This window comes from Algoriphagus zhangzhouensis, assembly GCF_900148515.1.
Classification (GTDB): domain Bacteria; phylum Bacteroidota; class Bacteroidia; order Cytophagales; family Cyclobacteriaceae; genus Algoriphagus; species Algoriphagus zhangzhouensis.
Genome location: NZ_FRXN01000005.1, coordinates 279972 through 297670, shown reverse-complemented (window position 1 = coordinate 297670; position 17699 = coordinate 279972). Strand labels below are relative to the sequence as shown.

At 38.2% G+C, this 17699-nt stretch carries 9 protein-coding genes; all 9 read right to left on the bottom strand.

What is annotated here, in order from left to right:
* Positions 1–153 precede the first annotated feature (153 nt).
* The 9 genes from BUF13_RS17430 to BUF13_RS17390 all read right to left on the bottom strand — a co-directional run bounded on the left by BUF13_RS17430 (position 154) and on the right by BUF13_RS17390 (position 17676).
* Positions 154–2607 carry a leucine-rich repeat domain-containing protein gene (locus tag BUF13_RS17430; protein ID WP_073573092.1) on the bottom strand — a complete coding sequence of 818 codons (2454 nt, stop codon included), beginning with the start codon at positions 2605–2607 and terminating at the stop codon, positions 154–156.
* Entirely contained in the window at positions 2594–3436 is an 843-nt protein-coding gene (locus BUF13_RS17425; protein ID WP_073573091.1) for a hypothetical protein, read from the bottom strand. Before BUF13_RS17425 ends, BUF13_RS17430 begins: the two co-directional genes overlap by 14 nt.
* Positions 3433–4011, bottom strand: a complete 579-nt coding sequence (locus tag BUF13_RS17420; RefSeq protein ID WP_073573090.1) for a hypothetical protein — start codon at positions 4009–4011, stop codon at positions 3433–3435. Before BUF13_RS17420 ends, BUF13_RS17425 begins: the two co-directional genes overlap by 4 nt.
* 24 nt (positions 4012–4035) lie before the next feature.
* Positions 4036–4506, bottom strand: coding sequence for a nucleoid-structuring protein H-NS (locus BUF13_RS17415; RefSeq protein ID WP_073573172.1), 471 nt, complete (start codon positions 4504–4506; stop codon positions 4036–4038).
* A gap of 711 nt (positions 4507–5217) precedes the next feature.
* Positions 5218–5757, bottom strand: coding sequence for an SRPBCC family protein (locus BUF13_RS17410; protein ID WP_073573089.1), 540 nt, complete (start codon positions 5755–5757; stop codon positions 5218–5220).
* A 21-nt stretch (positions 5758–5778) separates the two neighbouring features.
* Complete coding sequence (locus BUF13_RS17405) at positions 5779–6738, bottom strand: MraY family glycosyltransferase (protein ID WP_073573088.1); 960 nt, start codon at positions 6736–6738, stop codon at positions 5779–5781.
* 125 nt (positions 6739–6863) lie between these two features.
* Positions 6864–8018 (bottom strand): UDP-N-acetylglucosamine 2-epimerase, encoded by a 1155-nt coding sequence (neuC, locus tag BUF13_RS17400; RefSeq protein ID WP_073573087.1) that lies wholly within the window; start codon positions 8016–8018, stop codon positions 6864–6866.
* A 4-nt stretch (positions 8019–8022) separates the two neighbouring features.
* Positions 8023–9015 (bottom strand): N-acetylneuraminate synthase family protein, encoded by a 993-nt coding sequence (locus tag BUF13_RS17395; protein WP_073573086.1) that lies wholly within the window; start codon positions 9013–9015, stop codon positions 8023–8025.
* Positions 9016–17676, bottom strand: a complete 8661-nt coding sequence (locus tag BUF13_RS17390; protein WP_139243098.1) for a PKD domain-containing protein — start codon at positions 17674–17676, stop codon at positions 9016–9018.
* Between the last annotated feature and the right edge of the window lie 23 nt (positions 17677–17699).

Genomic DNA, 17699 nt, shown 5'->3' with positions numbered 1-17699 from the left:
GCCCGTGTAAAAAATTAGCTCAAAACCGTTCAACTATCGGTGAATGGCAATTTCCTTTCGGTAAAAAATATTCCAAAATTGCTTTAATGATATTTCTCATAAAAAAAGCCTCTTCAGATTTATCCGAAGAGGCTTTCATATGAATGGATCAATTTAATAATATCTCACTTCACAGTCAGGAATAGCTTGCTTAAATCGATCAACAGTTCGGCTGGACAACCTGGTATTAAAGCAGCTCAATTTCTTCAAATTGTTAAGCCCTTCTATCGGTCTCAATGACCTCAAATTGGTACTTGCTACATCTAACTCAACTAGGTTGATCAGTCCTTCTAGTCCTTTTAAGCCTGTTAAGTTTGTTCCGGAGAGATTCAAAACTTTCAATTCAGTCAATGAACCCAATGGATCAAGATCTTCAACTCCTGTATTAGAAAGATCTAAGGTTTCAAGAGAAAACAAACTTGAAACAGGCAGAAAATCAGTAATAGGTGCTTGAGATAGTCTCAAATTGGTCAAAAGATGCAGTTCTGAGATTGGAGAAATATCAGACAAAGGTGCATCAAAGATCACCAGGGACCTTAAATTAACAAAAGCAGTCAAAGGCCTAATATCTCTAATAGAAACGCGTTCAAGGTCTAATGATGACTTGGCTGTCAAATTATGCAATTGTTCTGTAGTAGGCTCCTCAGGCATGCTAAACTGCCTTCTAAACAATTCTTTCCAGTCAGAAGGTAAATTAGTCCACCATTGATTCAATTCCTCTACCCTATAAACCAAAGTTAAATCAGACTTCTTCATCAAAACTTCTGGAACCTCTTCTCCAAAAATCGATGATCCGTTGACATTTAAATAACTAATATTTGGCAAGCTTAAAATTGGCAGGATACTTTCTACAGGGCTCCCTTCCAAATTAATTTTCTTTAAGCTCTCATTGTTTCTTATTGGATTTAAATCCTTGACCAATGTATTGGCAGCTACCAATTCTTCCAACGTATTTACTTCACTCAGAGGAAGTAAGTCCCCCACAGGATTGTCTGACAAGTTGATCTTTTTCAGCTTCGCAAATCTAGTTACCGGATTCAGAGTCTCTACTCCAGCTCCTGAAAGGTCGAGTGACTCAAGTCCAATCGTTGAAGTCAGGACTTCGACATTTGGAGAGTTGCTTCGAATTTGGGAATTAGCCTTTTTGAGACTTTCCTTCCAAGCTTCCGATAATCCTGACCACCAAGACTCCAAGTCCTTGACATGGTGAATCAACAATACTTTAGGGTTGTTTCTGATAAAATTATCCGCAGAGCTTACCGAAAGACTTGTCTCATCGGCCAATACCTTTTCTAAGTTTGGTTTGGCATTCAATACCGAGATATCAGCTACTTCAGTTTGAGTCAAGTCAACAATCTCCAGATGTGACAACTTATTTAACGGTGTCAGATCTTTTATATTCGTTTGAGACAGGTTGATATATTTTAATGATTCCAATTCTCCCAAACTTGTGAAATTGATCAGGTAATTTTTACTCAAATCCAAGTCTTCCAATCGTGATAAATCCTTGATATTTTCAGCATTATTAAACCCGCTTTCCGTCAAATTCAAAGACCTCAAGCTGTCAAATTCATTTAACACTGCAAAACTCATTATTGGAGTTTTCTCAGCTTTTAGGCTTTTTAGAGACTTCAGATTACTAAGCTCACTGATGTCATGAATTTGGGTATTGGAGATATCCAAATGACGCAACCTATCAGAGTATTTGATAAACTGGATATCTGAAGTTGGAGTATTGGCTACATTGAGATACTGAAGAAAGGTCACATTGGAAATAGGCCCCAAAGCTGTGATTTGGGTATTGCTCAAATCGACATATTTCAAATCCCTTAAAGCTTCCAAAGGACGTAAATCCAATAAGCTATCTGTACCAGAAATATCTAGGGTATCAATGGAAACAAATCTATACAGCTGATCCAGATCAACCGAATCGAAAGGTGTCAATTCAAATCTCTCATGGAAATAAGCCTTCCAATGAGGATTTAGGATTTCCCACCATTCCAGTAACTCCTCATCTCTGCTCAATTTGGTCGTATACATACTGACGATTTTCAGCTCCTGGCTTTTATCATCAAGATTTACTTCTACAAATCGAGGTTTTGTATTGGTTATTTTCTTCCCATCATTATCTGAAGCGTCAATTGTCCTATCCAATGATACTACGAAATAGACCTCTCCATTGTCTTTTTGGGCAGGTTTTACGTCTCGGATTTTAAATTTGAAATTGACATTCTGATAGAAGAACTCAATGTCTTTCATATAAGCCGTGACATCTTTATTGGTCACTACTTTTCTATCCAAAAGTAGATCATCTTCCACTTGGACACTGGCATCTCTAAATATCTTCAGATAGCTCTCCCTGATGATGACATCCTTGTCTCGAGCAGGAGTTTCAGCTGACCCCACTGTGTTCAGCAAATACTCAAGAAATCTAACCTGGTCTTCGACTTTGGAAGAAAAATCTTTGATCTCCTCTTTTGTATATCCTTTGATACTTTGAGAAAAAGCAAAAGGACTTGTTAAAAGAAGAATTACCAGAAAAAGAAAATGTCTGTTACTTCTGATCATAAATGTACTTTTCAATGGTTTCCTTATCTCCAGGATTAAGCTTTACTAGATTAGAAATCAGCCATCCTGTATTGAATCCGGGACGGTTGAACTGTGATACTTCAAAATACCAGCCATCTATTTGGAAAAAATGAAACTTAACATCATTCACCGTGATGAATTTTATATTATTCTGTTTCATTTCATACAAAAACAAGGTCAGGTAGTCCGGGTGAAAGGTGGAACCTGTGAACGCCTCAGGAACTTTAGAATCCTGAAACGCCCTTCTTAAATTCATAAAGCCCAGTTCATGGGAAAGTGGATGAAGAAAATCCTTCTCCTCTCCTACTGGCTTATTGAACAAATTCTTAAATGGAGGAAAGCTAACTGCATCTATTACCCATTCGTAGCCCAAACCCTCAGGTTGGATTTTTAGGATAAGCGTAGCACTTTCTCTTTTTCCTTTAAAAGTAAACTCTGCCTGAACTTCAGAATACCACCCTACTCTGTGAAAATTAAGATATTGAGGGTAGACCTCTGAAAGGACATTTTTAGTAAACTGATCCTTTAAATCTCGAGAAATAGAACTTGTCTGATTGTCAAAAAGGATTTGAAGAAACCCTTGTCTTAAGGCATTATTATGATAGAGTGAGTCTCCCGGATAAAATCGGGTATTCCCATCTGTTGGTGACTCTTCACCATTGAAGCGTCTAAAAAATTGATTTAGTTGTTTGGTAGAAGCGGCAAATCTGCCATCATCTTTGATTGTACCGCCAGAGCCAATGCCCTGAGCGGATACAATCGAAATGCTTGCGATAAAAATCGCAAAAATAATTAGGGTAAATCTCATGCGGAGGTTTCAGTCACTCGCACATCACCAAGCATCACATCCCAGAATTCGATGGTTCTACCGGCAATTTGAGTTTGTTTTTTCTCTACGTAGATCGTGATGTCTTTCTTAGTGGTGTCTTTGTAGTTCATACCAGTTTCGATAGAAGTACCTTCGAATCTCTGGAAGATGGTAATCACACCTACATATCTACCGTCAGGTTGTCTTTCCAAATCTGAGATATATTGGATATCATACCAAGTGATATTGACACGGTCGTAGTTCAAAGCCATTAGACGCTCAAAGTATCTTCTTACTTTATAGTAAGCGATCTCATTAGAGTTGATACTAGAAACACCCATTTCAGCTCCTGGAGCAAAAAGCTCCTCAGCACGATCCATCACGCGGTTTGCCTCAGAAAACTGAGTGTCTTTGCTACCGATGATAGCGATGTATTTACTTAAGTCTTTTACTTTCTCCAATGCCAAAGAGTCAATCGCCTGCTTTCTAGCTGGGCTGATGTCATCTGACTGGGCAAGGACTACTACCGAACTTGCAAGAAAGAGGCCAAGAAATAGAATTAATTTATTTTTCATTTTGGATTGATTTACTAGGGATGATTATTTTCTTCTCAATTCAAGCTCTGAAACTTTACCATTGGCATCCAAGCGGATGTCAGAGATATAGTTCAGGTTTTTCTTGGTATCCTTCAAGTACTCAAGATACTTTCGGATTGTAGTTGGTTCATCATAGTCCTTGATACCGTTTTCTTCGTGAATTACGATCAAAACAGGAGTATCTTGATTTGAGAACATTGCCAAAGTCTGCTCGATAGATTGGTTTGCCATAGCTGTGCTACTCGCACCAGCTACTGAATTAAATGCACTTTCTAGTTTTTGTGCAGCTACTTCTTCAGCTGATGGTTGTGGAGCTGGAGGAGGAGGAGTTTCCTCTACGCGCTCAACAGGTGCAGGTGCAGGTTCAGGCTGTACAGCTTTTTTCTTTGACTTACAGGCACCCACTGCCAGCAACGCTACCAAAGCAAACATCAAGGAGCGATTTAGCGAAAATGAGATCAGCTTTTCTTTCATTTTGGGGATTGGATTAAGATTTATTTGGTTGTTTGGAAAAACGTATTGCCACATTTTTCCCTTTTTGAAATTTGGGACAAAGTAAATAAAAACCAATGATTAACGTGCAATGCTTGTTCCAAAAGAACATTTACTTCTGTCAATTTTTCTTAATTCCATTTAAGCGGTAATTCTCTCCTTTCCCAATTGGGGATTTTTGTGGATTTTTTCCGAAAAATTGAATGTATTTTCCTCAACATTGAACCCAAATACCATCTAGGCTATTGTAATACCCTTTAAAAAGAAAAATGGGCCCTCCAGAAGAAAAACTGAAATGAAAAACAAAGAGATCTTAAAACCTAATTATTTAATTGACGAAAGACCATTACATGGAATTCTTTGAAAAATCCTACAAACAGCCAAATTGAAGCAAATGGACTATTTTTTTTACGATCAAAGAGTAAAAACTAGAGTACATCTTAATTCTCAATTATAAAATTTTACTCAAATTAAGAGATCACCTAAATACTTATATTTTTTATTAATTAGTCACCATGGCTAAATATTTATTCAACTATTTTCTAAAAATAGGTCAAAAATACCCTATGTAGGGTATTTTTTCTTTAGTTAAAAGGTTGCAACTTTGAGAAGTGTTAAGTTTTAATCAGGCAATGCCTAAACAAAAAAGGCTTCGGGGTGTCCTGAAGCCTTTTTTTTATTTTCACTTTTCTCTTATTTCTCAAGCAGGGATTTTAAATTTTGAAGACCTGTCTGAAGATCATCTGAAATCATTTTTTCCATCCCCATTAAGGGAATCATTAAGTTCATAGGGTATCCCATTTCACCTTCAAAGCCCCAATTTACTTGGGTTTGATTATCTCCCATTCTTTGAAAACTCATAAATGCATTGGACGTAGATTCAAATGGTTCCAAAAAACGAAGTTCGTAATCGATCCTTTTCATCGGAGTAATCCCGACTATTTCTTGTTCTCCTGATCCTACATCTGGGTTATCGCTTTTCCAACCGGAAATAAACCCAACGGTACCATCTTCTCCTTCAAAGTAATGCTCCATAGAAGGGTCCGTCAGTTGCCATTTGCTATATTCTTTTTGGTTTTCCAACAGCTTTGCATAATCGTATACTTCATCGATTGGAAGGTCAATTACAATCTCTTCATTAACTTCATATTCATTGGGCAAAAAAAAGCCAATAATCAGAGGAACCGCAATAATAACTAGCAGTAAAAGGCCAAGAGTTTTGAGGAGTTTCATCAGGAAGAAAGATGGATCTAATCAAATATAATTCTTTTCTACCTGATATTTAATAGGATAATAACACAACCCAAAGACAATCAAGACGAGAGCCGCATAAAATGGCTCAGGAAGATTATTTTCCTGAGAGATGAATAAGAAATAGTTTATGATAGCCTGAAGAAAGGCATAGATAATTGCAATAAGGATATGTGGAATTTTCTTTTCATTGACTAGCCTTTGATATAAATGACTTCTATGAGGTTCCAATATCCTTTCCCCTCTCCGAAATCGCTGGATCATCGTCAAAAAAACATCCAATCCATAAACCATCAACAAGAGGATTATTGTCCAACTTTGGGTAGCTATATACCACTTAGTCATCAAGAATATCATCATGTATGCCATGGAAATACTTCCAATGTCACCCGCAAACATCAATGCCTTCTTTCTCAAATTAAAAAATAGAAATACACTTAACGCCATCAGGACATAATGGATCATAGCGGGATCTATGAACTGAACCTTAACATCTAAAACTAAAATGGTTCCAAAAAAGACAATTCCATATAAACCTGAAATACCATTGATCCCATCCATAAAATTCACAGCATTAATTATCCCCAAGGCTATGAAAAAGAATATGGGCCAAGTATAAAAACTAAAATGATCGAATAATTCAAGATCATAGAAACACATAGCCAAGGCTATTATTTGAACTGAAAACCTTAGTTTTTTTGAGAGCTCATAGATATCATCTAAAAAGCTGATCGAGGAAATCCACAACAAACCAATAACCATCCAAGTATGCTGGTAATCATAAACTAACCACCAGAGAATCACTGCTGCTGGAATTAAAATCCCACCTCCTCTTACAGTACTATCTCGATGTGAGGATCTTTGATTTGGTACATCTATTATCCCAAACTTTCTGGCCAACTTCAAATAAACCAAAGCCACCAATAATAGAATTAAGAAGATATTTAGTTGGGTTAATATCATATAAATCAAATGTAAAATTCAGATTTCTAAGAAATCGAACTTAAACATGAAACAAAATAAACAGACTTTTATTGATTCAGGAACTAATACTATGAATTTCAAAAGTGACAATGACCTAGATCACTTTAATATGCAATGGTTTTATGGAATATCAGAGGTAGCTCACTTAATTGCTGTGCGATAATTTTTCCTGCTTCTCCCCCTCCATATACATTTGAACTTTCAGGTCGTGCAGATTCATCTATTTGTACTGCCGCGTTTCTAATTTGGTTTCGATCATATGTGACATCCCAAACATTATTACCACGCTCTCTTTTATTTTGCCTAGAGCCAATATTTATAACAGGTACTCCTAAGTATGCACATTCTCGGATCCCTACACTACTATTCCCCACTAACCCTTTGCAATTATTTAAAAGCTTCAAAAAGTCATTTGGCTTCATGTTTTTGAAAAAATGAAAATTTTCCAAGTTATTTTTTTCTCTGAAAGAACGTATCCCGGTACTTGTACCATCAGCACCTGCATCAACATTCGGCCAAAACCAAAAAACAGGTTGATTCAATTCCATCATCGCATATAGAGTTTCCTCAATATGTTTTCTAGAACTTCCAACCTCAGTGGTAACAGGATGCTGCATAACGACCCAATATCCATTTCTAATATCAGGATTCCCTCCAACACCACCATATTTGGTAATAGGATCGAAATCTAATTCTCCTTGGAGTTTGACGTGGTGGGCAAGATCAATACTTGGACATCCAGTATTAAAAACCATTTCAGGGTTCTCACCTAATCGAATTACTCTTTCATAAGCACCTTCCGAAGCCACAAAATGATAATCTGCCAATTTGGTTATGGAATGCCTAACTTTCTCATCAATATTTCCTGTCACTTCACCTCCTTGGATATGGGCCAAAGGAATATTCATATAACTAGCTGCAATTGCCGTAGCTATGGTTTCAAACCGATCTGCTATAGTCACAACGATGTCTGGCTTGATATTATCAAAAACGGAAGAAAGCTCTAATATCCCGATACCTGTTGTTTTTGCAGCAGCAGTTAGGTTCTCACCTTCCAAAACATTAAAAACTTTGGCAGTAATTTCAAACCCATCTTCCTCAATAAACTTAGTTGCGTTGCCATACCTATCCAATAATGCAGATGCTGCCAAAACTAGTTGAAGTTGGAGATTGGGATGGTTTTTAATAGCCAATAAAGCTGTTTTTATTCTAGAATAAGAGGGCCTGGCCGTGACCACTACACAAATCTTTCTTTTCATCTTATTATTTAATATGCTCTTCCTTCAAAAAATCCCACTTGTTAAGCGATACACTCAACTCTTTACCCAACACTTGTTTGAATTGATCTGCCGGAATTCCAACTCCTCCTGGTTTTTTAGACTCCAAATCTTCAACAGAAAGAATATGTCCTGCAACAAGATCTTTATTTACGGATAATGATTTACCAAACATGGTTTTCAATGAATCATACTTTTGAATATCATTCTTTTCAATCGGGTTCTTCAATGCTTCCTGGATATCCTTGATTCCTTTACAAAGAACGCCAACTTGATCTATTTCAATACTTGCAGGAGAATCTGGGCCAAATTGCCTTTTATCAAACACTACATGAAATTCAAAAACCTCAGCGCCCAATGAAGCTGCAGCTAGACAGGCAAAGATATCACCGCTATGATCAGAAAATCCGACCGTACAATCAAATCTTTCCTTCAATTCAGAAATTACATTTAATCCCCATTGTTCAGGGCTAGTAGGATAAGCAGTCGTACATTGCAGGACGCTATACTTGTTTCCAAACCCTTTTATAAAATCAATGCTCTCTTTTAATTCATGGTAGGAACTCATCCCTGAGCTCAGGATAATAGGCTTGCCTGTTTTGGCCATTTTTTCCAATAGTAAAAAATTCTTCACTTCTCCTGAGCCGACCTTAAAGGCATCAATATCCAAGGAATCTAATAAGTTTACCGCAGCAATACTGAAGGGGGAAGAAATAAATTGAAGCCCGACTTCTTTACAATGTTCACGAAGTCCTTTCCATTGATCAGGAGTAAACTCCATCCTTTTCCAGTAATCAAACCTAGTCTCATCTTGTTTTGAAAACTTAACCCGAAAGGGCTCTAAGGGAGAACTTTCAGCTTCTGCAATATGAGTTTGAAATTTCACAGCATCCACACCAGTATTTGCCAAGGCATCAATAAAGGCATGCGCATTTCCTAGGCTACCATCATGGGCCTGACCTATTTCTGCTATAATCATTTAACGAATTAAAATAAATACTCCGGCTCTTTCGAATTCCTCACCTGATCTTGAGGTAAATTTAGCCCTATAAACATAATTTCCATTTGGAACGTCAGTTCCATTCAAAGTTCCATCCCAACCTAAAGTTTCTAAGGAATTGGACTCAAAAATCAACTCTCCCCAAGTATTGAAAATATAAAGATGCATACTTGCTATGCCTCTATATTTTGGCTTGAAATATTGGTTTTTAACGTTATCAGGAGTAAACGCATTTGGAATAATCACATTGTAGTCATCAAATACTTCTACCTGAATTTGATATTCAGACATACAACCAATTGAATCAATCGTTGTAAGGGTCACTGTATAACTTCCCTTTCTTTGATATTGGTGTATTGGATTTTGCTCTGAGCTTTGTCCTCCATCTCCAAAGTCCCAATTCCAAATCACAACATCTCCTAAGGACAAATCATTAAACTGAACATCTTCCAATATTTGAATCTCTCCATTTGGAAAAATCAAACCACCCCCCAAATCAACCACATACTCGAAATCGGCTACCAACAGTTCTTCAGCAATAACTACCCGGATTCTTTGATTATCATTCCAACAATTGGAACCTTTCACACTGCTAGACACAATATAATCACCTGAAACAGCTACTTGATCAAGCTCATTCATGCTCATGGCAGCACCATTTGGACTGATTACATTGTAATCATAAACTCCTGGGTTGAATCCCTCTATAAACTGTGTTAAATCCACTGTTCCAGTAGGATCACAAACAATTGATGGATTAGAGACTCTTAAAGACGGAATTTCAGTAACATGAACTTTAACTTCAAAAGGTTCCAAACCACAAATTCCAATTCCATTTGCCATTACATAATAGGAATGCGGGCTATTAGAGCTACTCAATCCTTCAATTTCTAATAGTCCATCCGAATCTATTGAATAGGATATTCCATTAGACGTACCTGAATTTATAGGTTGATTTCCTGCAGCATCAAAGAACCAGCTAAATGTCACGTTTGGACTATTCGAATTCACCTCTGGCTCCAACACTGCTATTTCTCCCTCACATATATAATCGTCTTCTGTTAAGATTTGAGTAGGTTCCTCCACAACTTCCATTGGACTTTCAAAAGTATAAATACAGCCTCCCAAATCAGTAATTTCAAAAGAATACTCTCCTATTCCCAATTCGTCAATCATAAAAATACCATCCGAACCTACTTGCTGGGTACCTACGCTATTCCCATTCTTGTATATTTTTACCGAATAGACTTCATATCCTCCAGAAATTGTAAAACTAATACTACCATTATCTAGGTTACAAGAACTGTTTTTCCCTTCTAATTCTGATATAGATATCGCCTCAGATGGACCAAGAACCTCTACATTTGATACCGTAAAGGCACATCCAGCACCCGAAGTCACAACCACATCATAAACTCCGGTTTCAACATTAAAGATATTGGAGCTTTGGAAGTTTGTACCATCAATACTGTATTCATATGTACCATCGCCTCCAGAAGCTTGAACTTCAATTATCCCTCCATCACCAAAACAAACTTCATTAGTAACCGCTACTACAGCCGTTGGAGTTTCAACCACTTTCACCTCTGGTTCTGCTCGATAACCCAAACAAACACCTTGACCTTCTGCAATTACATAATACACATAAGGCTGACTTGAGGCTCCAAGCCCCGTTACTTTTAACTCTCCATTGGATGAAATTTCATAAATAATTCCATCAGAAGCTGGACTAGTACTGGACTGTATCAAATTATTGCCTTGCGGATCAAAAGACCAAATAAATGTTGGCGATGACACCTGAGGGTCTAAAACAGGACTAAAAATCACCGACTCACCTTCACAAATTATTTGATCATCTACAAGAATTTGTGTAGGTCCATCAACCAAAGTGAGAGTAGGGCTTGTAATGCTACATCCTTCAGAATCGCTGATAACCAAATAGTAATCACCCAAGGACAAACCATCCACCTCAAGATCGGCTCCAACACCATCCAAAACATCAAAGGAAACTCCATTTTTAAATACTTCAACAGTATATGGAGCCCAGCCACCTTTAATATCTGCGAAAATCTTTCCGTTTAAAGCTCCACAACCCGGATCGATTCCTTCCAGATTCTCCAATTCTAATGGAGCAGTAGGCCCTTGAATTTCAAAAGGAATAACTTGCGGACATCCAGCAGGAGTCCAAACTTGCAACTCATGGGATCCAACTTCAAAACTAATATTCTCCAATTCAGAAAGTGACATTGAAGCTCCACCATCCAATGAATAAGTGTAACTCGGATCATCACCAGAAATAACATGAATTCCTCCGTTGTTATCTCCGAAGCAAGTTACAGGAGTGATTTCAACTTCGACTTCAGGAGTATCAAAGACTTCAATATCTATTTTAATTTCCTGACCAGTACAAACCACATAGAAATAAAAATCGTGTACCCCAACAGGTAAATTCTCAATTTCCAGTGCAGGATTTAGCCAATCACTATCATCGATAGTGTAGATAATTGATGGATCGGTAGAATCCTGTCCATTAGAAATAAGTCCCGATTGGCCAGGTCCGGTATACCATCTTACCTCTGTTGGTGCCACAGGAGGCAAAGAAGGATCTGGAGCTAAATGAACTGGTCGGATTTCATTAATCTCACCAAAACAACTTTCAACTGGAGGTATCACATCATAAACTGGGTCAGAGGCATCTTCTATTTCAAAGACAAACACTTCCTCACATCCACCACTATCACGAACAATCAGATAATATGTGCCTGTAGCCAGATCTTCAATTCCTGAAATCGTACCCTGACTCAATAGAGTACCATCTATTGGGTTATCTTTTCTCCACTGAAAATCATAATCTCCCCAACCTCCAGTAATTTCTAAATTCCTTACCGCTCCATTATCTAAATCACAGCTTGTTCGGATTAAATCAGGATTGTTGGACGAAATAGCTCCTTCAGGCCCTTCAACATTTCCAGAAATTGTAAAGGTACAGCCATTACTAGAACTACTATCTCTTATTTGAACCTGATAATCACCAACTGACAATCCACTAAATTGATTTGATGCTTGCCAATTTGTTCCATCTAAGCTGTATTCGAATTCACCATTTCCTCCTGAAATATCTACCACAGTGATTACCCCGTCTGACTCACCAAAACATGTAATCGGATCAATTTCCAGAGATGCTGCAATAGCTTCATTCACCAATACATTAGCCTCAAATATTTTGGTACAAATCCCTGGCCCTGCAATTCTCAAATAATAAGTATAGGTTCCCCCAGCAAGATTTTCAATAGAAAGAATACCTGTTCCATTAATCTGGTAAATATTACCGTCAGAGGCAGGACTAGAATTAGAAAAAATCTCCTGACTGGCTGAAGCATCAAAGAACCATCTCAATTCAGGACTTGCGCCTGCAGGGATCGTAATATTGGGATCAAGCACTGCCACTCCTGACTCACAGATTAAATCTTCCATCTGATCAGGCTGAATATCTATCCCCTCATTATTCACTAAAGTATACAATTCACTTTCAGGCACTTCACATCCATTCGCATCTACTACACCAACTGAATAAGTACCAGGAGATAAATCCTGAACCGTATAAACTAATCCAGCAATCTGATAAGAGTAGCTTTCAATGGAACTACCATTGATAGTTATCAAATAATCAGATGTACCTCCCGAGATTTCAAACTTTATTTCACCATTATCATCACCACAAGTAGGGTCCAATTTTTCAACCCCTAGAATTTGTAATTCATCTGGCTCTACGACAGTGATTTGAGAAACAGAAGAACACCCAATTGCATCGGAAATAGTTACCTCATAGTCTCCTGCAGTCAAGCCGGAGAACTCACCAGTAGTATTTGACTCGCCAGTGTTTAAAGTATAAGTATAGGAAGGATCTGAACCAGAAGTCACTCGGATCACTCCATCCGAACCTCCAAAACAAGATACCGAGTCGCTTTCAAAATCAACCGCCGGAATTGGCTTGACTTTCAATAAGACTGGAATAGCTGTAAAATCACAAGCATTTAGAATATCTGGTTTCAGATATAATGTATATTCTCCATCCTGCTGAAGGTCGGTCACGTTCAACTGACCCGTATTACTGTCTACCTGGAAAGTCATTCCCCAATCAGAATCTACTCCGCTCACTACTTCATCAATTCCAGAAGCATCTTTATACCATCTGAACACAGGGTTTGCATCTGGACTTCCTGCATCAACAATCACTGGATCGAAAGTAGCAACCTCATTCACACAAATCTCCTGATCTTCAACTTCATATACCGGCAGAGTTTGAGCCTCAATAGTCATGGAAGTAGATACAGAACAGGATCTGGAATCATTTATTGAAATATCATAAACACCTCCCGCTAAAGATGAAACCTGAATCTCATTCGTTCCATCTGAACCAACCGTGACTGCAAAATCATAGGAACTTAAGGCTTGTCCATTGATGGTGATTTCATAATTAGAATTGGAATCAGGGGTTCCTCCCCATACACTAAAATTAATCACCCCATTATCCTGAAGACAGGTTGGATCTACTGTTACTCCATTGCTGAATTCTAAAACTGGCGGCTCAACGACAGTGATTTGCGAAACAGAAGAACACCCAATTGCATCGGAAATAGTTACCTCATAGTCACCTGCAGCCAAGCCGGAGAACTCACCAGTAGTATTTGACTCGCCTGTGTTTAAAGTATAAGTATAGGAAGGATCTGAACCAGAAGTCACTCGGATCACTCCATCCGAACCTCCAAAACAAGATACCGGGTCGCTTTCAAAATCAACCGCTGGAATTGGGTTGACTTTCAATAAGACTGGAATTGCAGTAAAATCACAAGCATTTAGAATATCTGGTTTCAGATATAATGTATATTCTCCATCCTGCTGAAGGTCGGTCACGTTCAACTGACCCGTATTACTGTCTACCTGGAAAGTCATTCCCCAATCAGAATCTACTCCACTCACTACTTCATCAATTCCAGAAGCATCTTTATACCATCTGAACACAGGGTTTGCATCGGGACTTCCTGCATCAACAATCACTGGATCAAATGTAACCACCTCATTCACACAAATCTCCTGATCTTCAACTTCATATACCGGCAAAGTTTGAGCTTCAATAGTCATGGAAGTAGATACAGAACAGGATCTGGAATCATTTATTGAAATATCATAAACACCTCCCGCTAAAGATGATACCTGAATTTCATTCGTTCCATCTGAACCAACCGTGACTGCAAAATCATAGGAACTTAAGGCTTGTCCATTGATGGTGATTTCATAATTAGAATTGGAATCAGGGGTTCCTCCCCATACACTAAAATTAATCACCCCATTATCCTGAAGACAAGTTGGATCTACTGTTACTCCATTGCTGATTTCTAATAGCGGAGGTTCAATGACCGTTACTTCAGGACTTACAATTTCACAACCGGAAACTTTATTTTGAATTCTTATCGTGTAATCTCCAGCTTCAACATTTAGAAACTCTCCTCCATTATCAGCAAACGGCACAATTACAGTCGAATTTCTTTCTAATTGGTATAAGTAATCGCTTAGATTTCCTGATTGTAATACTGCTTGAATTTCTCCATCAGTCCCTCCATTACACGAAACATTAGTAACTAAAGGCTCTCCTGCATCAGGAAGTGGTAAAACCTCAAAATCAACCGCTAGCCTTGGCAAATTACATGCATCAGGTCCTGACATTTCTAACCACAGCGTATAGGCCCCATCAACCAAATCAGTGAGAATCAACTCTCCAGTTGCATTATCTATCTGAAGTGTCATACCTCCCAGACCATTCCCATTACCCAATGGTGAGCCGCCAGTTTCTGTTTCATACCAATTGAATTCTGGAACTGCAGTAGCAGCTACCTCAAAGAAATCATAGGTTACTTGAAATTCAAGTGAAGCTTGATCTTCACAAAGGTTTGAAGGAGTTTGAACATCAAAAACTGGAGTCTGAATTTCATCCAATGTAAAATTCAAAGAGGCAGTACAATTTTGTTCATCTGTTACAGTAACAGTATAATTTACTCCAGGTTCTAAGCCAGAATAGGTGTAGGTATTGGTGGAACTATTGTAAGAAACTCCATTATCTACTCCTCCACTAATACTTAAATTAGAAACAGACAGTGTTCCATTACCACCGGCTACTTCTAACTCAAATGTACCATTGTCCAAATCGCAAGATGTAGGGGTTCTAGCTATTTCTGCTATAGTCAACTCCTCCTCTGCTCCTTTTATTTCTACAGGAATAGATTCTAAACAAGTCGGATTTGCACTTTCAATTTCAACGAAATAATCCCCTGGCAATAAACCCGAAAAAGTAGCATTTGCTGGATCAATTTTCGTTTCGAGTTCATTATTTTCAGAATCAAACAATACAAAAGTTTTATCTCCATTTCCACCTAATGCCTCAATTTCAATTTGTCCATTACTGTCTCTACACCAATCAGGTGTCTCATTTACAGAAATTGACAAGGCAGGATAAACAGTTATAACTGCTTCAGACATTACATCACCAACGAAGGGGCAGAAATTTCCAGATCCAGAGCCATTATTGTTGACAAAGGATGTTTCAACATAAAAAGTATACGTTTTAGGATTTAATCCATCGGCAATTAATCCTTCTACTGAAAGTGTTCCATCAGAAGCAATCTGAACATCAATGTTTACTCCATCAATGGTTGAAGAACCAGATGTTGGTAAAGCTCCCCCAGATCTATCTGCACTGGTATACCATTTAAAAGGTACTGGCAAATTATCTGGATTAAATTCGGGGTCTAGAAATGGTGTTATAGTTGCGGGAGTTCCTTCACAAATATCCGTATCAAAAGGCTCTAATTCGACTGGTGTACCATTTTGCTGAGAAACAACGATTTCATCCAACAAGTTAGGGCAAGAACCTCCCTCCCCATCATTCAATGGATTAAACACTTCCAATCTGTAGGACCCTAAGTTTACATTGGTAAGAATCAATTCTGCTTTCCCATCCACAATTCCCGGAATAGGAGCCTCTGTTGTGATTGGGTTCCCGTCCCATAACCATCGAAAAGTAGCCCCATCTAAAAGTTGGTCCAATTCAACTCGAATTTGTCCATCATCTTGTCCGTCACAAGTAGGATTACTTACCTCAGTAGCCGTAATTTCAGGAATTGGATTAATAGTAACTGTTATTAGAGCCGGCTCGGAAATCAAACTGTAATTATCTTGAACAGTATAGATAACACTTGCCTCACCTGTCGCTCCTGGGACAGGAACAAATGTCACTTCAATATCATTGATCCCAGATATTAAATTTCCACTAGCATCGTATTCCAAATCTCCCAAAGGAGTAATATAAAAAGTACCTTTTCCTGGAACTTCATATTCTAAATTCCCATCGGAACACTGATTACAGATACCCGCAGGCCCACAATCTATATTTGGATCATTATTGGTTATATTTTCCCATGGCGGACTTGGGCTATTTAGTAAAGCTGGATCATACAACTGCACACACTGAATAAAAGTCGCCCCTTGCTTTAGCTCAACATCGTCAATCAAGATCGTAAGTTCCTCTCCGACACAAGTTCTTCTGTCTGCCGGAGAAACTACAGGCTTTCCTACCTCATTAATAGTAGAAACATCGACTTCCAAATTTCTAATCTCATGGAAGTTTGTATTCTGACCCGTTGAAGCAGCAAATCCAATCTTAATATTTTCTGGAACATTAGGAAAACTATAATCCAATTGATCAAAAATGGTATAAACAGTCCCTCCAACATTCATTTGAAGGGAAATCTTATAGGCTCCTGTTGGATTTCCAGCACCATCAAAAACTGGTTCCAGATCGATTAATACTTTTCTATAGTCAGAATCATTGCAATTCCAGACAGCATTATTCCCATTGATATCTATCTCAAATGAATGCTCATCTACAACATCCACTACATAATCTGAGGCCAAACTATTCCCTAAAAAAGGATAGGGGGCATAGGCTCCACCAGGATTTTCAGGGCCTCTAATTGAAATGGTATGAGGATAAGTGTAGTAAGGAGCATTCGAGGCATTATCCGGGAGTCCCGAACCTCTAGCCTCTGAATCACGAACAAAATTTCCCCATTCATCAAATCCAATCCCAATGAATCCACCTGTTAGCCCAGGAAAATAGGGCGGACTAGGGTTTACTGCAGAAGGATTTTGTTGGATAGGTGCATAACCCAAAGAACCTCCAAAACCACCTGTTTGAAATTGAAAAGGGCTTCCATTTGACACCTCTCCATATTGTGCATCAAACATAAAAAAACTAAACCCATCAGCTCCTCCTCCAGAAACCGTAGCACCGTAACTAGAATATTCAAAGGAAACTTTTACCCCATATTCAATTGAAAATGGGATATCAATATACATGTAACCCGCCTGATAAGGTTGTGCTTCAGTCAAAACCAAACTTCCACCACCAACAGACGCTAAATTTGGAGTTCCTCCAAGAATTGTTTCTGGTCTAAGATCTGAAGCAGTCCCTGTAAACGGTTCACAATAAGGAAAACCAGCTCTAGGAATAGATACCTGTGCCTTTACTAGACTGGTAGTCAAGCTAAAAGCAAAGAAGAAAATTATTAGTAACGCGTTTTTCAAAATTGAAAAGGACCAGAATATTC